Below are 24816 nucleotides of genomic sequence, written 5' to 3'. Positions count from 1 at the left end.
ACTGAAATTCAGGCGGAACATGATGAGCAACTACCTTCCAGTCATCGGCATCACGATGGGCGATGCAGCCGGCGTGGGCCCAGAAGTCGTCGTCAAGAGCTTGACGCACGAGTCGCTCTACCGGCAGTGCCGACCGCTTGTGATCGGCGATGCGGGACGCCTCGAAGAGGCCAACCGGATTGTCGGTGGCACGGCAAGCGTGCACCGCATCGAGAAGGCGTCGGAGGCGCGCTATGAGCCTGGCATCATCAACTGCATCGATCTCGGCCTGATTCCCGCCGGCCTGCCGTTCGGCATCTTGTCTGCCGTCGCCGGCGACGCGGCCTATCGATACATTGCGCGCGCCGTCGAGCTGGCCAAAAGCGGTGAGATCGACGCGATCTGCACGGCGCCGCTGAACAAGGAGGCCTTGCACGCCGGCGGTCACAAGTATCCTGGTCACACGGAGATGCTTGCGCATCTCACCGGCATCGACGAAGTGTCGATGATGCTCGTCGCGCCGCAATTGCGGGTGATTCACGTGACGACGCATATCGGCATCATCGACGCGATTCGCAAGATCGAACCGGGCCTTGTACAGCGCACGATCGAGCGGGGTCATGCCACGCTCGTCAAGGCGGGCATCGCCAATCCACGCATTGCCGTGTGCGGCATCAATCCGCATGCCGGAGAGAACGGCCTGTTTGGCTACGGCGAGGAAGAAGAAAAGATTGTCCCCGCAGTGCAGCTTCTGCGCGAGCGCGGCTGGGACATCGAAGGACCGCTGCCTGCGGATACGCTGTTTTACCGCGCCGGCCGCGGCGACTTCGATCTGGTGGTCGCGATGTACCACGACCAGGGGCATGGTCCGGTGAAGGTGCTGGGTCTCGAGGCGGGCGTCAACGTGACGGTTGGCCTCGATGTGATACGTACTTCGGTCGATCACGGCACCGCGTTCGATATTGCCGGTAAAGGCATCGCAGACGAACGCAGTCTGCTCGAAGCATTGCGCCAGGGAGCAGAACTGGCTACCCGGCGCGGCTGAGATGACAGGCAGGATGAACGGTCGGCTCAATCGAGCGCTGTAGCGCAGATAAGGATCTGTATCGAACCGGTAACCTGTGAAAGGGTGGTGCACGCTAACGTGATTATCTACGCAGCGCGTCGCGCCCCCACGGACTTTTAGGCCCGCGAGGGGGACCGCGCGTATGCGACGGATAAACCCTTGAGCGAAGCCAGAATCATTGTCTGATAGCAGGAAGTTGATCTACCGGCCGCGTATCCGGCCCGGCAGGGCGGCGCGGTTGCTGCGAAAGTGTCTGCGACGTGCGTCGATCGTCTGGGTGGAGCGTGCGCCGCGGCTTGCGGCCATCGCCGCGGCGGTAGCCAGTCTTACCTGGTCCCAAGCACACGCCCAGTTGAGGGGGGCAGCCGCCCAACCTCAATCGCTCGATGGCCCTTGGGGCCTGCACTTTGCGCCGCAACTCGAAGAGCATCTGCTGCGGGTCGGCCAGGCGGCGGTCGAATTCGGTCTTGGCGATATGGTCTACGGCGTGTCGGCCACCGGCATTGCGCTAAAGGGCCACGGCGAAATACGCCTGAACGCCACCGTCGTGAAGGGCGATGCCATCTATTACGACGAGGACACGGACGTGGCCGATGCATACGGCAACGTACATGTCGTAAGGAATGGCGATGTGTTAGTCGGCCCCGAGGCACATCTGAGGATCGATGCGTCGGAGGGTTACATGACGGCGCCGAAATATCGCTTCAACCTGACGAACGGTTCCGGTAGCGCGGAGCGTATCGACATTGTCGACAACGATCGCTCCGTGATTCACCGCGGTACTTATACGGGCTGCCAGTGCGTTGACGATCCCGCCTGGTACGTCAAAGCCTCACGCTTCGATATCGACAATGCGACGAACGTAGGCGTAGCACGAAACGGCGTGATTTTTTTCGAGGGCGTGCCCATCTTCGCCAGCCCGTGGTTATCGTTTCCGCTCAACAACGACCGCCGCAGCGGCGTGCTTCCGCCCACCTTCTCGGTGAGCTCGACGAATGGCGAGGATATCGAGCTTCCGTATTATTTCAACCTCGCACCGAACTACGATTTGACGCTGACACCGCGCTTTCTCTCGAAGCGCGGCGACATGCTGTCCGAGAACTTTCGCTATCTTTCGCCCGACTACTCGGGAAGCCTGAGCGCTTCGTTTCTGCCGGACGATGCGATCACCAAAACCAATCGTTACGCGATCACCTTCATCCACAACCAGAATCTTGCCAACGGTTTTGGCGCGTATGTGAACTACAACCGTGTGTCGGATTCGAACGTGACCACCGACCTTGCCGAAGGCAGTGCAGTTCCGCTCGCGGCTACTACGGAGTTCCAGCAGGAAGCGGGCTTGACCTATAACGACGGACCGTGGTCGATGCTGTTCCGCGATCAGCACTGGCAGTCGTTTACGGCCAGTCCGTCGTACAACCGCGAACCGGAAATCGACGTCAAGTACGCGAAATACAATGTCGCCGGCTTCGATTTCGGCGCTGAGGCCGACGCGACGCGCTTTACCATTGACACTGCGGGCGCCACGGAGGGCAGCCGTTTTGTGTTCGACCCGTACGTCAGCTACCCGATCGTGCATCCGGGGTGGTTTTTTACGCCGAAGCTGCAATGGCATTTCGCGGCTTACGATCTGTCTTCGATCAGCAGCTCCGCGCCGACCGGTCAACCCAAGACCTTTAGCTATAACGTACCCACGCTCACGCTTGATTCGGGAATGGTCTTCGAGCGCAGCGTCAATCTGTTCGGCACGGACTACATCCAGACGCTGGAACCACGGTTCTATTACGTCTACACACCGTATCGCAACCAGACATTCGCGCCGATCTTCGATACCGCTCAGGCGGACTTTGGTCTCGCGGAGATTTTCACCAGCAACACGTTTATTGGCGGCGATCGTGTGGCCGATCTGAATCGCCTGACCAGCGGCTTGACGACGCGGTTTATCGACCCTTCGACGGGCGACGAACGGGCCCGCTTCACCATCGCGCAGGAATACTATTTCACCAATCCCGAGGTGACGTTAGTGGAGGATGAACCGGAAACCGATCTGCGCGGCGCTTCCGTGGCGATGGGGACTTCGTTCAAGGTGGGGCGTGATGTCTCGGCAGAGCAGTCGATGGAATACGACGAACGGTACAACCGCATCGACGCCGCGACCGTGGGTTTTACATGGAAGCCCGCGGACGGTGAAATCGTGAATTTTGGGTATCGCTACATTCGCGATAACACGACAATCGACGATGAACCGGAAAATCAGGTGATCCTGTCGGCGCAATGGCCTTTGACTCGCAACTTCTCCACCGTTGGCCGCTTCAATTACGACATGCTGTCGCATCACCTGATTGCCGGTTTGCTTGGCGTTCAGTATGACGCGCAGTGCTGGTCGCTGAGTCTGGCGGTACAGAAATACAGCGAAGAGGATGACACGACAGGGGAACCCACCAGCGGAACACGGGTATTGCTGCAACTGCAGCTCAAGGGATTCTCCAGGATCGACAACGGCCTGCTTCAGCAGTTTCAGTCGAGCGTGCCTGGCTATACGGCGCTACCATCTACGGTGCCTGCGGATTCGCGCTTCAGCGACTACCAGTAGGGGAGGCCTCGAGAAGCGTATTGCGCAGGGTGCGATACACGAGAGGATCGCTGGGGTCTTAAGGGCTCGGAAGATCTGGGTGACGGACTGAACAGGCGAGCGGCTTGATGCTTACGCTGAACCTGAAAGCCGCACCACCTGATGCAACGCTGCCCACGCAAGTGACAGAGAGAACGCAGCCAGGATGATCGACGCGCAACGTTGCACGTGCACGGGATTAACCCGCTTCAGGCGGCCGCTGCCGAGTCCCGCGCCAAAGGTAATCCACAGCAGGCCAATGGGGACGAGCAGGGCGGTAAAGATTGCCATGGCTTCAAGATAGGCGCCAGGGCTTTGGAACACTGCTGCCGGAAAGATGGTGCCGGCAAACAGGATGGCTTTCGGATTGAGCAAGGTGGCGACGAACAGCGTACGCAGGCCGATTGTCGCGTGTGTCGACGAAGAAAACGAGTTCGCCGACTGCCACATGCGAACCGACAGGTACGCAAGATACAGGCTGCTCGCGAGACGCAGTAGCGTAGGCAGCCAGGTGAGCGACGTCGCCGCATGCGAAAGAAAAAATCCCCACGCCGAAATCGACACGAGGTAGCCGGCAAATTCGCCGCCCGTCAGATGCGCCGAGCGCCTCATACCGCGCCGCAGGCCGGCAGTGGCGAGCAAGGTGTTGGTTGGACCGGGCACGACCAGCACGATAGCGCTGCCTAAAGCCAGCAATGCGGCACTTGAAGTTGGAAGCATGGATTGACGCGACGAGAGATAGATCCAGATTATGTGCGATTGTCGGCGATCTGGAGCGCGATGTCGAACCGTTGAATTGTCCAGGCGTCGAATGCGAGCTTCGGCAAAGCCTCAATGGCTTCCCAATTCCTCGAAGAGGACGTCGCCGCAAAGGACGTACCTGACCCCGCCGCTTTCGACGCACGCAGCGAGTGTCAAGCAAAGATTCATCGATCCCGAGGTGACATAAGGTTCGCTGACGACGGTCTCGCCGGGATGGCTCATCGCGTCTCTGAAGTATGGCCGTTTCGACCAGTTGGCATCCTTGCGCCTCCCGAGCATGGGGAAGCGCGATTGCTTGCGCATCGGGTGATCCGTCGATTCGACCTGCCTGTCTATCTGCGCACCGTGCTGATCCAGCAGGAACATGCGAATCGACAGCGGAAGGGCAAGGAAGCGCGGCGCGATATCGGCAAAACTCTCCCCCATGCAGAAGGCGTGCGTGACATCACGGAACGCCTCCCGGTAGGGTTGCAATGCCACCAGGTCGGCAATCGGCTTGATCCGCTCGGCGCTGTGAAAGTCTTCTAGCAGGTGTTCGGTACCTGTCACGATCAACTCGCCATTCTCGGGCAACGGCGCTGGCCTGCCGAAGTAGTAGCCTTGTGCGAAGTCAGCATCGCAATCAAGGCACAACAACGCTTCCGTCTCCGTTTCCACACCCTCGATGGCAACGAGGGTGCCAATTTCGTGCAAGAGGCCAACCAGCCGCCGCAGACTGCGGGCCTTGCGATGGCTCGTTGCGGCCTGTCTGATCAGCTCGCGATCGAGCTTGACCACGTCAGGCCGCAGATCCCAGACCCGGCTCAGGTTGGTTTCGCCGGCGCCAAAATCGTCGAGTGCGATGAGCAGGCCATGTTGCCGTAACTGGTTGGCCACATCGACGAGCGTTTGACTTCTTGGCAGCGGGGTTTCGAGCACTTCGATCGCGAGGCGTGCGCAAGGGATGCCGCAACTGAGGATGTCCGCAATGAGGCCCGGTCCGTGAACCGGATGAATCAGTACTTCGGGCTGTACATTGATGAACAGAACGCTTTCGTGGTCGGCGCGGCGCGCGAACTGAGCCGTGTGACAACGCACGCACTCGCGCTCGAATTCGCCGGTGCGATCGACAAGCGCTGCGCGGCGGAACGCTTCGATCGGTGAACAGGGCCTGCCGTTAATCGATGAACGCAGCAACGCCTCATATCCCAGGGGCGTCAGATGGGCAAGAGACACAATGGGCTGAAACGCACTGTTTACGCTGGGTAGAAGATAAGAATACGCTTCGCTCATCGTATAGCGGTACCCATGGTGAATTCGATATGCTGTGGCATCAGCGGTCTGTACCGCGCCAGCATGACAAGCACACTATGTCCATCTAACCAATCCTTTCTCGCAAGTACTCGCGTTGTGGCATCGCCTCGACCCGGTTGCGGCCACTTTCTTTCGCGCGATACAGCGCCTGGTCCGCCGCCTCGACGATCTCGGCGGCTTCGGCGTATGACGATTCGAAAACGGTAATGCCAATGCTGACCGTGACGAGCGCCCCCGTCGGCGTCTCGTTGTGGATATTAAGCGAACGGACCGCTTCCTGCATCCGTTTCGCCACGAGGCGTGCGCCGTCTTCGTCGGTCGACGGAAGGATAGCAGCGAACTCTTCGCCGCCATAGCGCGCGAGCAGGTCGCCACCGCGCGGCAACATCGATTGCAGCGCGGCCGCAATCGAAATGAGGCATCTGTCGCCGGCCGGATGACCATAGCGGTCGTTGAGTCTCTTGAAGTAGTCGATATCTACGAGGAGCAACGCAAGCGGTTCCTGATTGCGGACCGCGCGGTTCCACTCGATGATGAGCGTTTGATCGAAATGGCGGCGATTGGCGGCGTTGGTGAGGCCATCGGTCAACGCCATCGCTTCGAGCCGGTCCCGGGCCTCGTGCAACTCGTGCTGCACCCGCAAATGACGGCCTTGCAAAGTCGTCATGCGGATGCCGTAGACAACCAGCGCAGTGAACACCCCGACCATGCCTTCGTAGAAATGCCGGCGTATCACGGACATGCTGAGCGCCAGAAGGGCGACAGTATAGAAAATGGGGCTGACGTTTTCGATGAAGAGCGCAAGTCTCTTTCTCTGCGCGGGCTGCACCAGCTGAAATCGCGGCGAGGTGGGTATCACGGCCACCACAGCCAGAAACAGAAACGGCAGATCGGCCATCAGGTCGATCAGATTGTGGGTGTCGGTCGATACGGCCAGATCGTTATAGACCCATGCCATGATCCCGTAGACCCAAAGGAAGGCGCAGAGGACTTCGTAGAAGCGCCGCTCGTGTCCGCGCGGCTGTGCCACCAGGCGCAACGTGGATGCCACGATGAGAATTACGTTCTCGGCCTTGTAGGTCAAAAGCAGTACCGAGATCGAAACGGGCTGCAGCTGGGCACCCGACAAGGGCGTCACGGAAAAGATGGTGACGTAGGTCAGGTAACCGGTCAGCAGTGCCTGGAATCCGTCGAGCCAGACAAAGAACGGAATGGACTGTTCTGCCGAGACCGATGAAATTGCCAGCAGGATCGGCACATCGAAGAGAAAGAAGCAGACATCCGAAAAGTAGGCGACGCTGACCGGAATGTGCTGGAAGATGTCCTCCCACGCGCTGAGCAGCATGCCGCACAACCAGAGGAACATGCCGGCGCCGAGCAGGATCCACGCCGAGCGGGATTTGCGCTCGACAGTTGCCACGCGCCAGCCGCAGGCCGCGATGACGAGCGTCGGGCAGAGCAGCAGAAAGGGGTAGGTAAGAACGGCCGCCTGGGAGCGAAAGACGAGCAGCACCAGTGCGTGCAGACAGACGAACGCACACGCGAGCGGCAAGAGAACTTTCAGTGATGGCGACGGGCGGCGCAAGGTTGAACCCCAAGGGCTGAGGAAAGCAGGCGAAAGTCCCCAGTAAGGCGGACGCGGCTCGATGCGGTTCTGTCCTGCACAATCGCCGCATTCCGCATAGGCAAACTTACGGCACACGTGGAGAAAACTTGAGCGCGATTATTCAGTTGATCTATGCGATCGCACGGGGGTATCCAGTAGGGGCTCGCCAAACGTTTGCGCCTCTTGCTGGCTATGCGGTTCGATGGGATTGGAGCACGTGTCGGGCTTCCACTCATCTGCGGATGTGGGTCGATATTGTTTGAATGAGTTGCAGGCGCAATGCGTCCCCCGCCTGTATTTCGCTCGCGATTTTATCCTGAGAATTGTCTGACCAATAATAATCTGCATGACCGTTGATGACAGCGCGGTTCGTTGTTTGCGTAAGCTTCGCGTAAAACTGGCAGCGCAGACTTTGCCGTGACGCACTGCACATCGAGGGCTTTGCCATGAAAGCATCCGTCTTTGTCGGAACCAGTCTTGATGGCTTCATCGCAAGGGTCGATGGCTCGCTTGATTTTCTTCCGGCGGGTGGTGGTGAGCCCCACGGCTACGATGAATTCATGGCCACGGTGGATGCGCTCGTCATTGGCCGCAACACATACGAAACGGTATTGGGCTTCGATGCGTGGCCCTATGCGCGAAAGCCAGTATTCGTCCTGAGTACTCGCCCATTGGCCAAAGCGCCCACCGGTGCGCTTGTCGAGCACATCGAAGGGGCGCCAGCGGATGTGGTGTCTCTGCTCGAGCGTCGCGGTGTCCAGCATATTTACGTGGATGGCGGGATCACCATTCAGGCATTTCTGCGCGCGGGTCTCATACAGCATCTGACCGTTACGCGCGTGCCCGTTCTTATCGGCACTGGAATACCGCTGTTTGGCGACCTGCTGCGCGACATTCCTCTCACGCATATCGCGACACATCAGTACGCAAGCGGGCTCGTCAAGAGCGAGTATCAACTGGGCGTTTGATGTGGCGATGGGTGTGGACGACTCCGCATGGCAATGATGTTCTCTTCCCTTCCGACGTCCGCCGCGCCTCGCAACGCTTTTTGAGCGTTCGGCGCTATTTCCCGGAATGCGCTAAAGTGCAGGCCGAATTGTGCGCAGCAGCATACGGCGCGGTCGGCTTAAGGACAGGTAATGAGCAATACCGGCAACAAAAAACTGCATCCAGGTTGGGTGATCTTCGCGCTCGCCATGGGGGGATTTGCGATCGGCACGACCGAGTTCGCGACGATGAGCCTGTTGCCATTTTTCTCTCGCGGCCTAGGGATCGACGCGCCCACGGCAGGGCATGTGATCAGCGCCTATGCACTGGGCGTGGTCGTTGGCGCGCCGGTGTTCGCCGTACTGGGAGCGCGGCTGCCGCGCCGCACGCTGCTGATCTCGCTGATGGGAGTCTTTGCGCTCGGCAACGGCTTGAGCGCGGTGGCCCCCAACTACCATTGGATGCTGGTGTTCCGCTTCCTGAGCGGGCTGCCGCACGGCGCCTATTTCGGTGTCGCGGCGCTCGTGGCAACCTCGCTGGTGCCGGAAAACCGCCGCACAACCGCGGTCGGGCGCATGTTCCTCGGCCTGACGCTCGCGACCATCGTTGGCGTTCCGATGGCGAACTGGCTAGGCCAGGCGATTGGCTGGCGCTGGAGTTTTGGCCTCGTGGCCCTGATGGGCGTCGTGACGATGACCTTTGTATGGCGACTGGCGCCGTACGAGCCGGCGCATCCGGAATCGAGCCCGCTGCGTGAACTCGGCGCGCTCAGGCACACGCAGGTGTGGTTGACGCTTGGCATCGGCGCGATCGGCTTTGGCGGCATGTTCGCGGTGTACACCTACCTGGCCGACGTGCTGGGTGAGGTCACGGGTGTCTCGGCGCATGTCGTGCCGATCGTGCTGAGTATCTTCGGCGTGGGGCTGACGCTAGGCAATCTGCTGGTGCCGATTCTTGCCGACCGCGCCCTGATGCGCACAGCCGGTGGGATTCTGGTGTGGAGCGCGGTCGCGCTCGCGGTATTTCCGCTGGTAGCCGGCAATGTCTGGCTGCTCACGCTGGATGTGTTTCTGATCGGGCTGGGCGGCGCGCTTGGCACGGTGCTGCAGACCCGCCTGATGGACGTCGCGGAAGACGCTCAAGGTCTCGCAGCCGCGTTGAATCACTCCGCGTTTAACACGGCTAACGCGCTCGGACCGTTTCTTGGCGGCCTCGCTATCGCAGCGGGGTACGGATGGACTTCGCCGGGATGGGTGGGCAGCCTGCTCGCCCTATGCGGCCTGGTTCTCTGGTTCGCTTCGGTGATGGTGGATCGTAGCCGGGTGCGCAAGCTGTCGCCAGATTACCGCTAGCCCAGTTTTTTGCCCAGCCGCCGCATGCCATCGAAAACCGCCTCGGCAAGGTCCAACGGGAAATCCCGGGGTAGCAGGGCGGCTACCTCGTCGATCACGCCGGGCGTTTGCGCTGCGAGCTCGCCGATCATCTCCTCGACCTCTGCCGGCGAAAATCCGACGCGTTGCCCCTGAGCAATCCACTGGCGGCGCTGGATCTGGTTGATCAGATAGTGGACGTTTTTGCTGCGCACGGCCATCGCCAGTTTCACCCGCTGTGCGGCAATGTGATTCGCGCCGCGACCGATGATCGGGTGGGCCGAGAGGATGTCGTAAAGGGGTGTGGACTCGTAACGGTTGCCCGGCAGGTGCGCGATGCTGAAGTTCTTGGCGTGTCCGTCGGTGGCGGCGAGCAGCCAGAACAGGATCTGCGTCAGGAAGAAGTTGCGCCGGTCTTGCATCGAGCGCTCGGAACCGGCGAGCACTTCCATGATTTCCTCGATACCCGGTCCGCCGTCCGCCTGGTACTTGCGAAGCGCGGGCGTGCCGGTTGCCTGACACATATCTTCCTGAGGTAAGCGCAAAATCCAGCGTGCGCCGGTGGATGGCCTGCGATCGAAACGTTCGACGATGAGTACCTTCTGTTCTTCGAACGTGGCGATTTCACATTGGGCGACTGGTAATCCATAAGCCGCGACGATTTTCGCGCAGAGCCACTCGTTTTCCACGGAGGTCCGCATGTCGGCGCGCATGTTGCCGACGAGCCCCAGGGGTAGCTTGAAAATATGCGTTGTCGGCGTGCTGTCCTTGGGTAACAGCCATTGGCCGTTGTGCCACAGAAGGGCGGTTTTTTCCTGCGCACCGGCAATCGACAGGCGCAGATCGTCCGCGGGTTCGTGCTGACCCAGTTGCGGCGCTGAGGTTGTGTCGCGGAGAAAGCGGGCGATCTCGGCGTCGTTGAGCGGGCGCCCCCTGATGCTCTGGAGCCCGACGGGCTCTTCGTCCGGCAGTAGCATCTGGATAGCCCCGACACAGTCCCGGCCGAGCGTGGCGAGAAGCTGGAACGGTGCGGTACCGCCGGTCTGATAACGCCGGGCAATGCGGCGGCGAATGGGCTCGCTATCGGGGAGCAGGTTGTCGAAATAGTCTGCGACGACTTCGCCTCGATAGGCCTGATTCCCCGGCGTAAACGGAAGCGACAGCGAAAGCGGGCGACCCTGCGGATGTTCGATCCAGTCGTCCCGATACGCGAGACGCTCGCCGCTGCGGGTTGTCTCCCAATAGCCAACCGGTAACCCGTTCATCCACAGGTTCAAGCGGTTCGTTTGCGTGCCGCGCGGCATGGTTACCAGTTTTCCTTTGCCTTGCTGGTTTTACTGACCTGGCGCTTCGGTCCGGCGTCTTGTTGGGTCAGTGGCGAGGCCTTCGGGGCCGCTTTACGGGGCCCGGCGGCGCCGCGCTGTTTGGCCAGACTCGTGCCGTGCGCGGGTGTTCCCGGCGTTTTAGCCTTCGTGGGCCGGGATGGAACCGTACGTTTTTCGCTGACGGCCGGTTCGGCTGCGCTGGCGGCCGTTTGGGCCAGCACCACGTCGACTTCGAGCACGCGCAGCACCTTGAACAGCCGTTCAACGCTGACGGCCGATGGATCAGCCTCGAGTTGCGCGTAGGTTTGTTGTGTCACGCCGAGGCGACTGGCAAGCATGGCCTGGGTGAGCCCGGCGGCCTTGCGGAATCCCTGCAGGAGGGGCCGCAACTGGGCAACGGTTTTGACGGGATAATTCACGGGAGGCTCCGTTCCGTATCTGAACGCTCATACAGGTTAAAGACTGTAAATCGAACTAACAGTTTATCCTCTGTATTTTGCAAATACAAGCTAAAGGCTGTTAATACAAAATACAGCCGTAAGCCTGTATTCGGCCCGAGCGCCGCCTCCTAGGACTTACGCGCCCAAAGCGCGAGCCCGGCACATGCCACCAGCAAGGAGCCGGTGACGAAAAACACCGAGTGCAGCCCAAGCGCCACGCCGATCTGGCCGCCAATCACCGGGCCGATCACTTGGCCACTAAACTGCGCTGACTGCAGATACCCGAGCATTTGCCCCGTCTTGCTCTCGTCGACTGAGTTTCTGGCCAGCTTGGCGATAGACGGCAGCAGACCGGCGAGCGTCATGCCCATCAGCATGCGCAATCCGGCCAGTTGCCACCATTCGGTGACGAAGGCCTGCGGGATCATCACGAGACCGGTGAGCACCAGACACCCGATAATCACATTCCAGCCGCCGATGCGATCGGCCAGTGCGCCAAGCCGGGCCGCCGTCAACATGCTGCCCAACGCGGAACACGCCATGACCAGGCCCGCGACCCGGGCCAGATGATCCGCCTGCACACCCAGGCCGCCGATATACACGGTGATGATCGGCTCGATCGACATGTTCGCAAGCAGCACCATCATCGCGGTGACAAGGAGCGCGGCCACTACGACATAGTTGGTCCGGCGACCCGGCGTCGCGGTCTTGCTGGCAGCACGGTTGCTCACGTGGTCGGCCGGATTGAAGTCCTCTTTCACCAGAAAGATCGTGAGCAACGCCGCCACTGCGATCATCGCGCCGCCGGCGAAGAAGGTGCCGCGAATCCCGATCCATTCGGGCAACAGGCCGCCGACCAGCGGTCCCACCAGATTGCCCGCCAGCGCTCCTGTCGACAGTATCCCCAATGCCCAGCCGGCGCGCGCCTTGGGCGCCTGCGAGCCCACCATCACGGTAGAGGCCGACGAGTAGCCGCCCACCAGACCGGCGATCAGACGCAGCGCGACCAGTTCGTGGACCGAATGGACCACCCCGATCAGCGACATCACGATGGCCATGCCGATCGCCGCGCGCACCAGCATCGGCTTGCGGCCGTAGCGATCGGCAAGGCGTCCCCACAGCGGCGCGGTCACCGCTGTGCCAAGAAACGTCGCGCCGAAAGCAATGCCTGACCATTGGATCACGGCGGACGTCGATTCGACGCCGAGCTGCCGCACGTATAACGGCAGGAACGGCAACAGCATGCTCAGGCTGACGAGCGTGGTGAACGAACCGAATACGCAGACCGCAAGATTGCGTTTCCAGTGATTCTCGTTGCGCTCGGCATAACCGCGCGACGCCGGTTGCTGAACCGGATGCAACAGCGATTGGGCAGTTTGATTCATGTCGTCCTCAGTGCGGCAGCCAGGATGCGAGCGCCAGCGATGCGGCGCCCATCTGTCACTCATGGGAACAGTCTAGATTGAACCATATAAGGAGAGAATCCATTCGACACGGAAGACATTCTTCCGCCGCACGGTTTAATCAGCGTCTGTAACCGGCTGCATCTGCTTGAAATGACGGCGCAGCCGCGGCGTCGCGAAGTCGACAAACGCGCGCACTTTCGGGACCGAGAGGCGTCCCTGTGGCGTCAGAAGATGAATGGGGAGGGGCGCGTGTTCGGCATCGCGCAGGACGAGCTTGAGCGTGCCTTCTTTGACTTCCTGCGCCACGTGGTAGGAAAACATGCGCGTGACGCCGCGACCGGCTACCGCCGAGTCGACCGCGGCCTGGATGGTGTTGACGATAAAGCGTGGTGTGAATGCCACCACGAGCGGAATAGTGGAGCGGCCCGCGGGTGGAAAGCTCCACGAATCCAGCCCGAAATGCGTCATCGAAATGATCTGATGGAGAGCGAGGTCAGCCGGCTCATTGATGCGCGGATGTTTGGCGAGGTACTGTGGAGAGGCCGCCACCACTCGCCGGACTTCGCCAATCGGTATCGCGATCAGCGTCGAGTCCGGCAGATGCGCAATGCGCAACGCCACGTCGACACCCTCGTCGATCAGGCTCACCGGACGGTCGAGCAGTTGCAGGCGTACCGAGACGTCCGGGTAGCGGTCGATGAAGTCGTCCACGATGCCGCGCAGCACATCCTCGCCGGCCGCAACCGGCGCGGTTATCGTCAGCAGTCCGCGGGGCGCCGAGCGCTCATCCGCAACCAGCAGATCGGCTTCTTCGAGTTCAGTCAGGATGCGACGGCAGGCGGACGCATAGCGTTCGCCCGCTTCGCTTAACTTGATCGTTCTGGTGGTCCGGTGCAGCAGGGCCGCGCCGGTGTGTTCTTCGAGAAAGGCGATCGCCCGGCTCACCGCCGCCGGAGACCGGCCAAGGCGGCGCGCCGCGCCCGCCAGACTGCCTTCGTCCAGCGTGGCGATAAACACTTTCATCGCGTCGATACGGTCCATGTTGCATCAGAGGGTCGGCGGCGAGATTGCCTCCCCAAGTGTACCGTGCGACGCGGGCGCTCCTGCTACTTCTGGCTGCGCTGCTTTCGATACGCCTCGACCGGCAGTCCCCCCCAGCCCCAGTTCTCGGTTTCAACCTCCTCGATGACCACGAAGGTCGCTTCGAGCGGCTTGTTCAGCACGTCGAGCAGGAGCTGGCTCGCGCCCTTGATCAGTTGCGCCTTTTCTTCCGCGGTGACGGAGTCGTTGCCCGGCTTGCTGCCTTCGCGGGTGACCTGGATCGTGACGATTGGCATGCTGTTCTCCTTGAAAGTATCGGACGGCTGGGCGCTCGCGGCCAGGACCTACCCGGCGGCGAGCGCCCGTTTGCGCTTAGTGGCCGGCGCTCTGGCCACCGTCGACGTGCAGGATTTCGCCTGTGACGAACGGAGCGGAATCCAGATACAGGATGGCGTTCACGATATCGCTCATTTCGCCCATATGCCCGACCGGATGGAGGGCGCCGAGCGCAGCATGCGTTTCAGGTGCGTGCATCGGCGATTTGATGATGCCGGGCGCAACAGCATTGGCGCGAATACCGCGTTTTGCGTATTCGATCGCGAGTGACCGGGTCGCCGCATTCAGACCCCCCTTAGTCAGCGAAGCGAGCACCGAAGGCACACCTTCAATGGCCTGGTCGGCGAGCGTGGTGCTGAGGTTGACGATATGGCCGCTTGAATTTTTTTCCATCTCGGCGATGGCCAGTTGCGTAATGTAGAAGAAGCCGCCCAGATTCACGCCGGTGATCGCTGCATAGTCTTCCGGCGTGTAGCTGGTAAAGGGCTTGGCGATAAAGATACCGGCGTTGTTGACCAGCGTATCGATGCGGCCAAAGCGCGCCACGGCTTCGCTGATCAGGCGACGGCCGGTTTCGGGATCGGCGATGTCGCCTGCGACGGTCAGAAGATCTGGATCGTCCGACGGCTTGATGCTGCGCGCCGTGGCGGCCACGCGATAGCCGAGTTGACGGAATGCTTTAACCACTTCTGCGCCGATGCCTTGCGACGCACCTGTAACGACGACGACCTTTTGTGAAGTGCTCATGATAATCCTCAGTGTGTATTTGACCCGGCTCTTGCGCCGGTCGGGCCGGTGGCTCCGATAGGTGTTCAATCTAGGCGCGTTGGCGCAAAGTTCGAATACCCGCCATGGTCAAACACTTGTGACTCCGAGGAATAAATGCGGCGCGGTGGGTCCCGCGCTAAACCGTCCGTCCTAAAGCGGGAAGCCGCCGGCCAAGCTCTCTCGCAGATAGCTGACGAACAGGCTCACGGCGCGAGGCACATGGGACGCGTAGGGCCGTAGCACGTAAAGCTGGTCCGCAAATGCACCAGTGACGCGCCACTCGGGCAACAGCACAACGAGCTTGCCGGCGCGTACGGCGGCCTGTGCCGTGAAATCGGGTAGCAGCGCGATGCCCAGGTCTTCGAGCGCCGCATCGCGCAGGTCTTCGCTGTTGTTGGCGGAAAACGGTCCGCTCACCGGCAGCGTGACGGGCGCGGTGGCCGTCTTGCGCGCCGTCTTGCGCTCGAAGGACCACATCGCAGGACCGGTTGCGCGCGGATAGAACAGGCAATCGTGGGACGACAACTCTTCGGGCGTGCCAGGGGTACCGCGCCGCCGCAGATAACCTCGCGAGGCCGCGATCACCGACTGCGTGCCGCAGAGTTTCCAGGCCACGTGCGTATCCGGCGCTTCCGCGCTATGGCGAATCGCCAGATCGAAGCCTTCCGTGGCGAGCGAGGCAAGCCGGTCGGAAACCTCGAGCTGCACCCGGACCTCGGCGTGGGCCTGCAAAAACGCGGGCAATCTGGGCACCAGTTGCTGCCGGGCGAAGGCCACCGGCGCGGTGATCCTGATGACCCCGCGCGCCACGCCGGCCAGTTCCCGTACGCTGGCGAAGCTGGTGGCGATCTGTTCATACTGGCTGCGCGTGTTCTCGACGAGCCGCTGGCCCGCTTCGGTCAGGCGCACGCTGCGCGTGGTGCGCTGCACCAGAGAAATACCTGCCGAGCGCTCCAGTTCCGAGATACGTTGGCTCATTGCGGCCTTGCTGACCCCGAGGCGCGAGGCGGCAGCCGTATAGCTGCCCTGTTCCGCGAGTACGGTCAGCCAGTGCAGATGGGTCCACAAGCCTTCAATTTTTCCGCTTTCCATACAGTCATTGTTCACTATAGAAAACAATGAGTTCAATGATAGCGCCTTTGCAGCGGGGGGCGTAGGCCCCTAGACTATGTAAATCGCCAATCCACGACCAGGAGTCGACATGCAAGCCTTCAACGATAGTGCGGACGTAGGACATTTCATCCACGGCAAGCGTGTGAAAAGTGCGGGCACCCGCACTCAGCCGGTGTTCAACCCGGCCACCGGTGCGCGGCCCCGCACGTTGTTGCTGGGTGAAACCGCAGACGTCGAAGCGGCTGTTGCGAGCGCGAAAGCCGCGTTTCCGGCGTGGAGCGACACGCCGCCGATCCGCCGTGCGCGGGTCATGCTGCGTTTCCTCGAATTGATGAACAAGCATAAAGACGAGCTCGCGGCCATCATCACAGCCGAGCATGGCAAGGTGTTCTCCGATGCCCAGGGCGAAGTCTCGCGCGGCATCGACGTGATCGAATTTGCCTGCGGTATTCCGCAACTGCTCAAGGGCGACTACACCGAGCAGGTCTCGACCGGCATCGACAACTGGACCACGCGTCAGGCACTGGGCGTGGTGGCAGGCATCACGCCGTTCAACTTCCCGTGCATGGTGCCGTGCTGGATGTTCCCCGTTGCCATCGCGGCCGGCAACACATTCATTCTGAAGCCGAGCGAGCGCGATCCGTCGGCGGCGCTGTTTATGGCCGAGCTCCTGCAGAAAGCCGGGCTGCCGGATGGCGTGTTCAATGTCGTGCAGGGCGACAAGGTCGTGGTCGACGCGCTGCTGGCACATCCTGACGTAAAGGCGGTGAGCTTTGTCGGTTCGACGCCGATTGCCAACTATATCTACGAGACCGGCGCAAAAAACGGCAAGCGTGTGCAGGCGCTGGGCGGCGCGAAGAACCACATGGTGGTGATGCCCGATGCCGATCTCGACCAGGCCATCGACGCGCTGGTCGGTGCAGGTTACGGCTCCGCTGGCGAGCGTTGCATGGCGATTTCCGTGGCAGTGCTGGTGGGCGATGTGGCCGACAAGATCATCCCGCGTCTCGCCGAACGTGCCCGCAATCTGGTGGTGAAGAACGGTATGGAGCCCGATGCGGAAATGGGCCCGATCGTGACGCGCCAGGCGCTGGAGCGCATCGAAGGCTATATCAAGCTTGGGGTCGAAGAAGGTGCAAAGCTCGTCGTCGACGGCCGCGGTTTGAAGGTTGCGGGTCACGAAGACGGCTTCTTTACCGGGGGCACGCTGTTCGATAACGTGACGCCGGAAATGCGCATCTACAAGGAAGAGATTTTCGGTCCGGTGCTTGCCTGCGTTCGCGTCAAGGATTTCACCGAGGCGGTCGACCTGATCAATGCCCACGAATTTGGTAACGGCGTGGCGTGCTATACGCGTGATGGTCACGTTGCGCGCGAATTCGGACGCCGGATCGAAGTCGGCATGGTTGGCATCAATGTGCCGATTCCTGTGCCGATGGCGTGGCACGGCTTCGGTGGCTGGAAGCGTAGCCTGTTCGGCGACATGCATGCATACGGCGAGGAGGGCGTACGCTTCTACACGAAGCAGAAGTCGATCATGCAGCGTTGGCCAGAGAGCACCGAGAAGGGTGCCGAGTTCGCCATGCCGACGGCGAAGTAGGTCTGAAAGAAAGCGATGCGTTGGCGTGGCCGCGACGGCCGACGCATCGAAGCATCGAAGCATCGGAGGGGCGGCGCTGGCCGAAATGGCGAGCGCCGCCCCTTGAGCAATATGGCGCCAGACGCGCGCCGTCTCCCCAATCAGAAGTTTCCGTGCAGGTTCACAAACGCACTCAGCGGTTGACCAACGTAGGCACCTGCAGCGTTAGCCGCCACGAAATAGCGCCGGTCCGTGATGTTGTGGACGTTGACGTCGATGCCCCACGTACGCGCTTCATAACCGAACGCCGCGTTTGCAATCACATAAGACGGAATCGAATTGACGTTGGTAATGTCGCTATAGCTCTTACCCACGTAATTCACGCCTGCTCCAACGTGAAAGCCGGGAATTCCCCCGATCGAAAAATCGTAAGTTGTCCAGAGGTTGGCCATATAGGCCGGCGCACCTTGCGGATGGTTGCCCACCGACGTGATGCCTTGCGGATTGTCGGTGATCACCGCGTGCTGTGCGGTCACGTTTGCGAGGACGTGCAGATGATCCGTAACGGCGGCATCGAACGAAGCCTCGGCGCCTTTAGTCCTCTGACTGTCGAACACGACCGACTCCACGCTGTTGAGCGTGACAGCTGCTGCGACGTTGTTCCGCGATACATCGAACGCGGCCGTGTTCAGCACAATCCGGTCATCGAGAAACGAAAACTTGATACCCGCCTCGTATTGCAGTGCTGACTCCGGCGCGCCGATGCCATCCTGAGCGTTTTCCGAATTGAAGTTGGCGAGGTAACTCTTCGATACGCCGACATACGGCGACATCCATGGCAGTACCTTGTACAGCGCGCCGATGTTCCAGCTGACAGGCGCATTGTCCTGGGTCTCCTTGACGCCTGCGAGTATCGGCTGGCCGTTGGAGTTGAAAGCCCCGGGCACCGAGATCAGCGGGGTGAGCGAGGTATCCCACCAGTCCTGCCGGACACCCGCGCGAATCTTCAGCTTGTCGGTCACATCGATCTGGTCGGTGGCGTACAGGCTGTAGTAGTTCGCGGCCATCTCATCGTCGTCGCAGGAATGCTTGGCATCGCACAGGAACGTCAGGCCCGCGAGAGACGTCTCCGGTGGCACCGGCGCGAACGCATCGGGGATGTTCGGCAGATCGGCCGTGCTCCGGTTCGTTTCGATGGTCTGATGCTGGAATTCGAAGCCCGTGACCAACGTATGCGCGACGCTTCCGGTGCCGAATCGCCAGACCGGCTCGAGTTGATAGTCGAAGCTGTTGTCATTGTCATCCTGCTGACGAAGCTGCCGCCCCACGACTTCATCGCCGACGACCTTCGTGTTGGTGCTGTCGCCGTTGCCCAGCACTTCGAGCGTGCGGTGCAGATAGGAGAAGCGGTTGTTGATCGTCAGGAAGTCATTGATTCGCCAGGCGTCCGTAATCGTCGGGCGGACGAAGTTCTCATTCGCGAAGGCAAACGGTGTCGAGTACTTCGAATTGATCGAAACATCGCTGATGGGTGTCCCGTGGAAATAGATCAGCCCATACGAATCCGGCGTTTCGTGGGTCTGCCGGAGATCAAGGGTGAAGTTGATCGTATGGCTGCCCAGTTGCCATTGCAGCTGCGGCCTGATTTCGTCGTCGCGGCTGTACAGATCGCGAAAGCCGTCGGCGCGCGAGAACGTGGCGTCCACCCGGTAGTTCAGGCCAGCAATGCCGGTGGGGCCGGTGATGTAGCCGCTGTTCGAGACCGTGCCGAACGAGCCGGCCTCCAGGCTTCCCCCGTAATGAAGTTCCGGCGACGGCGTGTAGTGAACGATGTTGATCGTCCCGCCCGGAGGGCCGCTGCCGAACAGCGCCGAGCCTGGTCCCTCGAGAATCTCGATCCTTTCGACGACGTTGAGCGAATGCGAGATGCCGCCGAGCAGATCGCCATCGGAGAAGCCGTCCTCATAGATCTGCGCATTCAGGCCGCGAATCAGAAAGTGGTCGTAGTAGCCTTTGCTGTCCTGTCCGCCTACGTTGATCCCGCTCGCGTTGCTGACGCTCTCCCGCAACATCGTCGCACCCTGTTCGGACAGCAGGGCGCGCGGGATGACCTGGACGTTCGAAGGCAGGTCCTGCAGCTTCGTGCCAGTCTTGCTCGCGCTGGCGGCCTGGGTCGGGACGTCGACATTGTCGTTGCCGCCGTATGGACTATAGTCAGCGGGCGTTTTGCCTTCGACCTTGACGGCTGGCAGGGTAGTCACCGCCGTTTCGGCTTGTGAGGGCGCTGCCGGTTGCGCGTTCTGCTGCGCCAGCGCCGCTTCCGACAAGGCCAATGCCGCCAGAGAAAACACGGTGTTGCCGATATACCTACATACCTGGGCCGTGCAGATCGTCTCTCGGTTCCCCTTTACACTCATCGTCAATCCCCTTTTCGTTTTTATTACATGTTGCTTTCGTTTTCCACGGAGACGACGCGGGTACACGTTCGTTGTCACAATTCCGTGGGCTAAATTTGTTAACGCAAATCAAAGTGATTCGCATTAACCATGTGCAAACGAGAGGGCCGATGGGTTTATTCCACGGTCGAGCAAATTTTTATGCCGCCCGCCTGGAATAGAAGGGCGTCAGCTTGCGTTTACAGTGCGTTGACGCTTGATGTGTCGAGCCCACCCGGTACCCGGATGCTGTTCATGAGTTCCAATGGTTCACGACGCTGGAGACGGCTGTCTGCTGTAGGCCGACAGGCAAGCGCGCGGACCAGGCGGCGCGCGCTCGCACTCGCATTGACTTGCCTGATGGTTTCAACGGGCGCTTTCGCCCAAGCGGCCGGTGCGGTATCGGTGGCCCTGTCTGGCGCATCGATGGCGTGCACCCGTGCCGCGACATCGGATGCCGTGAGCACGGACATCGAACGGTTCCGCTGTCTCACTGCCGAAGAACAGGCGAAGTCCTTGCGCGCGCGGATCGAAAATCATTCGCTGCTGTCGCTCTCTGACGATCAGATCCTTTCCCTGATGAACGCAATGAAGCCGGCGGCCTTCGTCGAGTACGCGAAGTTCGACATGGTGCTCGACAATGGCTACGAATACAGTATGTTCCGGCAGGAGCGTATTTCCGGCAGATGGTCCGAGCGGCCCGATCACATGATCATCCGTTACCAGGACACGCCGCGGAGGGTCTACGCAAAATGGCTGCCCGATGGCGCCCATGCGGGACAGGAAATTTTATACGACGAAACGACGGATCCGGACAGCCTCTACGGCCACGCCGGCGGCCTGCTGCGCCTCGTGTCAGGCAAGGTGGCGGTGGATGGATCGTTCGCACACGCCCAGTCGCGCCATAGCGTGCGCGATCTGGGTTTGCAGTTCATCGCCCGTACCGTCGAGCATGACGCGCGCAGCTTTCGCGAAGAGGGCCTTGGCGAAAAGCCGACCCGTATCGAGCTCGTGAATGCGCAGGGGACGCGCTTGCTTGCGTGGACGTGGGTTGCCCGCTCAGGGCCGCCGGCGCACTATGCGCCGCGTGTGCGGCTGCTGTTCGATCTTCAGCACCCATGGCCCAGCGGCGAAGCAGCGTGGGACGCGCACGGCAACCTGCTGGAGATGATCCGTTTCGAAAACGTCGTCCCTCGCCACTGGAGCGATGCCACTTTCGATCGGCACAATCCTGAGTACGCTTTCCGCTGACACCGTACCCGACATCCCTCACTTATAGTATTTTTCCGCGAACTCAACCGCGCTTAGTTCACGGAAATCGGCCAACGCACCGTCGATCTGCGCCGCGCTCCAATTCCACCAGGCGATCTGCTGCAAGCGCTCCGCGGTCTGCTCGTCCACGCGCAAGCGCAGTACGCGCGCTGGCACGCCCACGACGATCGCGAACGGCGGCACGTCTTTGGTGACGACGGCGCCCGAGCCAATCGCCGCACCGGTGCCGATTTTCACACCCGGCATGACGATGGCATCGTGGCCGATCCACACGTCATGACCGATTTCCACGCGGTCCTGTGCGCGCCATTCAAAAATGCTGGCGTCGTCGTCAAGCGACAAACCGTAGGAGCGTGAGCGGTACGTAAAGTGATGGAGCGTCGCGCGCCAGGCCGGATGGTTCGGCGGATTGATGCGCACGCCTGTAGCGATATTCGCGAACTTGCCGATATGGGCATGGGCGATCTGGTTGTCGCCCATTGCATAACCGTAGTCACCCAGCACCGATTGCGCCACCTGGCTGCGCGGTCCGAGATAGGTATAGCGGCCGAAGTCGCTGGCGCGCACCAGCGCCGTAGGGTGAATGTCCGGCTCTTCCGTCAAGGGACGGCCGAGCGTCCACGGGTCGGTTCCGACGCCATGATTGATCAGCATGCGAGTTCTCGTGATTCGATAAGGGGGAGCTGTCGCAGGCTAGGCGACCAGACCGCGAACATAAGCTGATGCTCGTTCAGCGCACGCTACCAGCACAAACGTAGCGATCAACAGGAACGACACCGTCTGGTACTGGAACAGGTTCATGGCGGTCAACAGCTGGAAGCCGATGCCACCTGCGCCGACGAAGCCGAGCACAAGCGACGAGCGCAGGTTTTCGTCGAAGCGGAACAGGCCGATGCCGAGTAGCGACGGCAATACGCCCGGCACCACAGCATGGCTCAGGATCTGCAGGCGGCCGGCGCCGGTCAGGGTGAGCGCTTCGACCGGGCCCATGTCCATGTCTTCGATCACCTCGGCAAAGAGCCGCCCCAGCATGCCGATCGAATGCACCGCGAGCGCCAGGGCGCCCGGAAACGGCCCTAATCCGACTGCGGTCACGAACAGCAGCGCCCACACCAGATCCGGCACGGCCCGCGTCACGGCAATCACCGCACGCGCAGCGTAGTACAGCGGCTTCGCCGGCGTGACATTGGCGGCGGCGAGGATTGCCAGCGGGAACGCGAGCAGCACGCCGAATACGGTGCCGAAAATAGCGAGGTCAATCGTTTCGAGCACTGGCCACAGATTCGGCACGAACTGGTCGAAGGCCGGCGGCATGGCGCGCGAAATGATATCGGCCATGCCGTGAGCGCCGGTCACCAGATCCTGCGGACGGGCCTGCACGACGATCCACGCCTGGACGAACAGCGCGAGAATGACGACGATGGCAGCAACCGACCAGAAAGTTCGCACTCCGGATGACGCAACCGGCGTGCGCATGTCGAGCACCTTGTTCATGCCGCCTCGGCCAGATAGAGACTTGCAATCTGCTGGCTGGAAACTGCCGAAGCGGGGCGGTCGAACTCGAGTTGCCCGCTGCGCAAACCGACCAGCCGGTCGGCATAGCGGGTGGCCAGTTCGGGCTGATGGAGTACGCAGACTACCGCGAGACCGTCTTCCGTAGCGAGGCGGCGCAGCAGGCGCATGACTTCGTCTGCGGCTTCGGGGTCGAGGCTGGCGACAGGTTCGTCGGCGAGCAGGACATGCGGGCGTTGCGCCAGCGCACGGGCCACAGCCACACGCTGCGCCTGTCCACCGGAAAGCGTACCGGCGCGTTGCCCAGCCAGATGCAGCAGGCCGACTTCGTCGAGATACGCGCGGGCCGGTTCGATTTCCTCGCGTGGCACGCGTCCCAGCGCGGTGCTGAGCGTCTTGTGGCGACCCAGCGTGCCGCAGCAGACATTCGCCAGCACACTGCGGCGCTTCACGAGATTGGCGTTCTGCGAGATCAGTGCGAGCGGCAGGCGGGCCTGCCGGAGCGCCTTGCCCGAAAGCGTGGCCAGATCGCGTCCAGCCAGTTCAACCGCGCCGCCCGTCGGCCGGTTCAAGCCGACCACGCACTTCATGAACGTCGATTTGCCGCTGCCGTTACTGCCCAGCACCACGACCATTTCACCGGCCTTCACCGCGAGGTTGAAATCGCGCAATGCGGTGTGACCATTTGCATAGCGCATCGACAGGTCGCGCACCGCGAGCTTCACGCCGGGAACGAGCTTGGCGCGCGGTGCCATCGCCGGCACGCTGGAGGCTGCGGCCCCACGGTCGCCGGTCGGGTCCAGCGGCAATGCGCCGGAGGTGCTGGAGAGGGTATTCACAGTTTTGCCAGGTCGATATGAAGCGTGGAAACCAGGTCGCGAATCTGGTTGTAGGCCGCATCCGTTTGCGGGACCGTCTTCAACTGGGCATTCTCGTTCGCTGCGAGGAATTTCTGATCCGCTTCCGGCAACTCGCGGAAATCGAGCGAACTCAGCACGCCTGCCAGACGTGCCTTGAAATCAGCGGGCAGGTCGCCACGCACTGCCAGAGGATCGAGCGGAATGGGCTCGGATTTCCAGAGCGTGACGTAGCCAGCGGGATCGTACTCGTTATGCAGTTTGGCGCTCGCGATCTCTTCGCTGTTCAGTTCGCCGGCGTCCACCTTGTGGTTGCGCAGCGCTTCGAACGATGCGGTGTGGCTACCCGCGTAGATGGCCTTGACGCCCTTGTCCGGATCGACACCGTTTTTGCTGAGACCATACGCAGGGAACAGATGCCCGGAGGTCGAGGCAGGATCGGCGTAAGCAAACGAATGACCGTTGGTATCGGCAAGCGTCTTCACACCCGAGCCCGGCCACGTGACGATAGAAGCGTAGTAGGTGGCCGGTTTGTCGCCTTCGCCAGCGAACGTCGCGACCGCTTCAGCGTGCGCGACCTGATGGGCGAGCACATAGCCAAGCGGGCCGAATTGACCGAACTCGAGCTTGTTGTTGCGCATTGCCTCGATCTCGGCGTTGTAGCTGGTTGCGACGTACATCTCAACTTTGCAGCCGAGCTTGTCGCCGATCATCTTCGCGAGGTCGTTATATACGGGCAGCATGCGCTGCGCCGATTCGTACGGTTCGACGCCGAACCGGACCACGCCGTCGTTCGGACACGCGCCGGCCGCATGTGCAGCGCCGGAAATGAAACTGACAGCCAGTGCCGAAGCGGCAAAAACTTTGGACAACTTCATAAATTCCTCAAGTTAGTTTTGAACCGCAACGAACATTCGACGATCTGCAGGATCCGCACCGGTCTCCTGCCTTTTGGGGCAGGAGCGCCGCAAACGCGGTCCGAAAATTTCAATCTGGACCATTCTAGAAATCTCATATGACACATCGGTGTACGGATAGAGACGTCTAGATGAATTTGA

Annotated in this window: 21 protein-coding genes; 6 read left to right on the top strand and 15 right to left on the bottom strand. The window is 61.2% G+C overall.

What is annotated here, in order from left to right; all coding sequences use genetic code 11:
* Positions 1–22 precede the first annotated feature (22 nt).
* A complete protein-coding gene (gene pdxA, locus M0954_RS01490) occupies positions 23–1024 on the top strand; it encodes a 4-hydroxythreonine-4-phosphate dehydrogenase PdxA (RefSeq protein WP_122156356.1) in 1002 nt (333 codons plus the stop codon).
* Between the two features lie 325 nt (positions 1025–1349).
* Positions 1350–3638, top strand: coding sequence for an LPS-assembly protein LptD (locus M0954_RS01485; protein WP_297351256.1), 2289 nt, complete (start codon positions 1350–1352; stop codon positions 3636–3638).
* A 111-nt stretch (positions 3639–3749) separates the two neighbouring features.
* Here the strand turns inward: M0954_RS01485 and M0954_RS01480 are convergent, their stop codons facing one another.
* The 3 genes from M0954_RS01480 to M0954_RS01470 all read right to left on the bottom strand — a co-directional run bounded on the left by M0954_RS01480 (position 3750) and on the right by M0954_RS01470 (position 7263).
* Complete coding sequence (locus tag M0954_RS01480; RefSeq protein WP_297351232.1) at positions 3750–4376, bottom strand: LysE family transporter; 627 nt, start codon at positions 4374–4376, stop codon at positions 3750–3752.
* A 111-nt stretch (positions 4377–4487) separates the two neighbouring features.
* Positions 4488–5690, bottom strand: coding sequence for an EAL domain-containing protein (locus M0954_RS01475; protein ID WP_123388356.1), 1203 nt, complete (start codon positions 5688–5690; stop codon positions 4488–4490).
* An 85-nt stretch (positions 5691–5775) separates the two neighbouring features.
* The gene (locus M0954_RS01470) at positions 5776–7263 is read right to left on the bottom strand and encodes a diguanylate cyclase (protein ID WP_297351230.1); all 1488 of its coding nucleotides are present in this window, start codon (positions 7261–7263) and stop codon (positions 5776–5778) included.
* 500 nt (positions 7264–7763) lie between these two features.
* Here M0954_RS01470 and M0954_RS01465 point away from each other — a divergent pair, with 500 nt between their 5' ends.
* Both M0954_RS01465 and M0954_RS01460 read left to right on the top strand, forming a co-directional pair.
* A complete protein-coding gene (locus tag M0954_RS01465; RefSeq protein WP_297351228.1) occupies positions 7764–8285 on the top strand; it encodes a dihydrofolate reductase family protein in 522 nt (173 codons plus the stop codon).
* Positions 8286–8456: 171 nt separating this feature from the next.
* The gene (locus tag M0954_RS01460; RefSeq protein WP_297351226.1) at positions 8457–9656 is read left to right on the top strand and encodes an MFS transporter; all 1200 of its coding nucleotides are present in this window, start codon (positions 8457–8459) and stop codon (positions 9654–9656) included.
* On the opposite strand, the gene M0954_RS01455 is transcribed toward M0954_RS01460, so the two are convergent.
* The 7 genes from M0954_RS01455 to M0954_RS01425 form a co-directional block, all read right to left on the bottom strand.
* A complete protein-coding gene (locus M0954_RS01455; protein WP_297351224.1) occupies positions 9653–10978 on the bottom strand; it encodes a type II toxin-antitoxin system HipA family toxin in 1326 nt (441 codons plus the stop codon). The two genes, M0954_RS01460 and M0954_RS01455, sit on opposite strands and share 4 nt — an antisense overlap.
* A 2-nt stretch (positions 10979–10980) precedes the next feature.
* Positions 10981–11418, bottom strand: coding sequence for a helix-turn-helix transcriptional regulator (locus tag M0954_RS01450; RefSeq protein ID WP_297351222.1), 438 nt, complete (start codon positions 11416–11418; stop codon positions 10981–10983).
* Between the two features lie 149 nt (positions 11419–11567).
* Positions 11568–12824, bottom strand: coding sequence for an MFS transporter (locus M0954_RS01445; protein WP_133894567.1), 1257 nt, complete (start codon positions 12822–12824; stop codon positions 11568–11570).
* Between the two features lie 135 nt (positions 12825–12959).
* The gene (locus M0954_RS01440) at positions 12960–13886 is read right to left on the bottom strand and encodes a LysR family transcriptional regulator (RefSeq protein WP_122156348.1); all 927 of its coding nucleotides are present in this window, start codon (positions 13884–13886) and stop codon (positions 12960–12962) included.
* A gap of 65 nt (positions 13887–13951) precedes the next feature.
* Positions 13952–14182 (bottom strand): 4-oxalocrotonate tautomerase family protein, encoded by a 231-nt coding sequence (locus M0954_RS01435; protein WP_122156347.1) that lies wholly within the window; start codon positions 14180–14182, stop codon positions 13952–13954.
* A gap of 76 nt (positions 14183–14258) precedes the next feature.
* Entirely contained in the window at positions 14259–14969 is a 711-nt protein-coding gene (locus M0954_RS01430) for an SDR family NAD(P)-dependent oxidoreductase (protein WP_074268093.1), read from the bottom strand.
* 171 nt (positions 14970–15140) lie between these two features.
* The gene (locus tag M0954_RS01425) at positions 15141–16082 is read right to left on the bottom strand and encodes a LysR family transcriptional regulator (RefSeq protein WP_297351220.1); all 942 of its coding nucleotides are present in this window, start codon (positions 16080–16082) and stop codon (positions 15141–15143) included.
* A gap of 109 nt (positions 16083–16191) precedes the next feature.
* Between M0954_RS01425 and M0954_RS01420 the strand changes: the two genes are divergently transcribed.
* Positions 16192–17703, top strand: a complete 1512-nt coding sequence (locus M0954_RS01420) for a CoA-acylating methylmalonate-semialdehyde dehydrogenase (RefSeq protein WP_122156344.1) — start codon at positions 16192–16194, stop codon at positions 17701–17703.
* A gap of 140 nt (positions 17704–17843) precedes the next feature.
* On the opposite strand, the gene M0954_RS01415 is transcribed toward M0954_RS01420, so the two are convergent.
* Positions 17844–20099, bottom strand: a complete 2256-nt coding sequence (locus tag M0954_RS01415) for a TonB-dependent siderophore receptor (protein WP_297351218.1) — start codon at positions 20097–20099, stop codon at positions 17844–17846.
* Positions 20100–20543: 444 nt separating this feature from the next.
* Here M0954_RS01415 and M0954_RS01410 point away from each other — a divergent pair, with 444 nt between their 5' ends.
* Positions 20544–21368, top strand: coding sequence for a DUF1571 domain-containing protein (locus tag M0954_RS01410; protein ID WP_183143231.1), 825 nt, complete (start codon positions 20544–20546; stop codon positions 21366–21368).
* A gap of 18 nt (positions 21369–21386) precedes the next feature.
* On the opposite strand, the gene M0954_RS01405 is transcribed toward M0954_RS01410, so the two are convergent.
* Genes M0954_RS01405 through M0954_RS01390 form a run of 4 tightly spaced genes read right to left on the bottom strand, consistent with a single transcriptional unit; the run spans position 21387 to position 24636 of the window.
* Positions 21387–22043: a DapH/DapD/GlmU-related protein gene (locus tag M0954_RS01405; RefSeq protein ID WP_122156342.1), complete on the bottom strand. Its 657-nt coding sequence runs from the start codon at positions 22041–22043 to the stop codon at positions 21387–21389.
* A 39-nt stretch (positions 22044–22082) separates the two neighbouring features.
* Positions 22083–22883, bottom strand: a complete 801-nt coding sequence (phnE, locus tag M0954_RS01400; RefSeq protein WP_122156341.1) for a phosphonate ABC transporter, permease protein PhnE — start codon at positions 22881–22883, stop codon at positions 22083–22085.
* Positions 22880–23740, bottom strand: coding sequence for a phosphonate ABC transporter ATP-binding protein (gene phnC, locus M0954_RS01395; protein ID WP_297351216.1), 861 nt, complete (start codon positions 23738–23740; stop codon positions 22880–22882). Before phnC ends, phnE begins: the two co-directional genes overlap by 4 nt.
* Positions 23737–24636: a phosphate/phosphite/phosphonate ABC transporter substrate-binding protein gene (locus tag M0954_RS01390; RefSeq protein WP_123388364.1), complete on the bottom strand. Its 900-nt coding sequence runs from the start codon at positions 24634–24636 to the stop codon at positions 23737–23739. Before M0954_RS01390 ends, phnC begins: the two co-directional genes overlap by 4 nt.
* Positions 24637–24816 lie beyond the last annotated feature (180 nt).

It is taken from the genome of Paraburkholderia sp., from assembly GCF_026225065.1.
GTDB lineage: Bacteria > Pseudomonadota > Gammaproteobacteria > Burkholderiales > Burkholderiaceae > Paraburkholderia.
This window is presented reverse-complemented; position numbering and strand designations above follow the sequence as displayed.

Excerpts from the sequence above, each read along its gene's own strand:
- M0954_RS01420 (WP_122156344.1), top strand. The coding sequence starts at position 16,192 with ATGCAAGCCTTCAACGATAGTGCGGACGTAGGACATTTCATCCACGGC.
- M0954_RS01425 (WP_297351220.1), bottom strand. The coding sequence starts at position 16,082 with ATGGAAAGCGGAAAAATTGAAGGCTTGTGGACCCATCTGCACTGGCTG.
- M0954_RS01410 (WP_183143231.1), top strand. The coding sequence starts at position 20,544 with ATGGCGTGCACCCGTGCCGCGACATCGGATGCCGTGAGCACGGACATC.
- phnE (WP_122156341.1), bottom strand. The coding sequence starts at position 22,883 with ATGAACAAGGTGCTCGACATGCGCACGCCGGTTGCGTCATCCGGAGTG.
- M0954_RS01445 (WP_133894567.1), bottom strand. The coding sequence starts at position 12,824 with ATGAATCAAACTGCCCAATCGCTGTTGCATCCGGTTCAGCAACCGGCG.
- M0954_RS01440 (WP_122156348.1), bottom strand. The coding sequence starts at position 13,886 with ATGGACCGTATCGACGCGATGAAAGTGTTTATCGCCACGCTGGACGAA.
- M0954_RS01390 (WP_123388364.1), bottom strand. The coding sequence starts at position 24,636 with ATGAAGTTGTCCAAAGTTTTTGCCGCTTCGGCACTGGCTGTCAGTTTC.
- M0954_RS01435 (WP_122156347.1), bottom strand. The coding sequence starts at position 14,182 with ATGCCAATCGTCACGATCCAGGTCACCCGCGAAGGCAGCAAGCCGGGC.
- M0954_RS01460 (WP_297351226.1), top strand. The coding sequence starts at position 8,457 with ATGAGCAATACCGGCAACAAAAAACTGCATCCAGGTTGGGTGATCTTC.
- M0954_RS01430 (WP_074268093.1), bottom strand. The coding sequence starts at position 14,969 with ATGAGCACTTCACAAAAGGTCGTCGTCGTTACAGGTGCGTCGCAAGGC.
- M0954_RS01475 (WP_123388356.1), bottom strand. The coding sequence starts at position 5,690 with ATGAGCGAAGCGTATTCTTATCTTCTACCCAGCGTAAACAGTGCGTTT.
- M0954_RS01480 (WP_297351232.1), bottom strand. The coding sequence starts at position 4,376 with ATGCTTCCAACTTCAAGTGCCGCATTGCTGGCTTTAGGCAGCGCTATC.
- M0954_RS01405 (WP_122156342.1), bottom strand. The coding sequence starts at position 22,043 with ATGCTGATCAATCATGGCGTCGGAACCGACCCGTGGACGCTCGGCCGT.
- pdxA (WP_122156356.1), top strand. The coding sequence starts at position 23 with ATGAGCAACTACCTTCCAGTCATCGGCATCACGATGGGCGATGCAGCC.
- M0954_RS01465 (WP_297351228.1), top strand. The coding sequence starts at position 7,764 with ATGAAAGCATCCGTCTTTGTCGGAACCAGTCTTGATGGCTTCATCGCA.
- M0954_RS01455 (WP_297351224.1), bottom strand. The coding sequence starts at position 10,978 with ATGCCGCGCGGCACGCAAACGAACCGCTTGAACCTGTGGATGAACGGG.
- M0954_RS01415 (WP_297351218.1), bottom strand. The coding sequence starts at position 20,099 with ATGAGTGTAAAGGGGAACCGAGAGACGATCTGCACGGCCCAGGTATGT.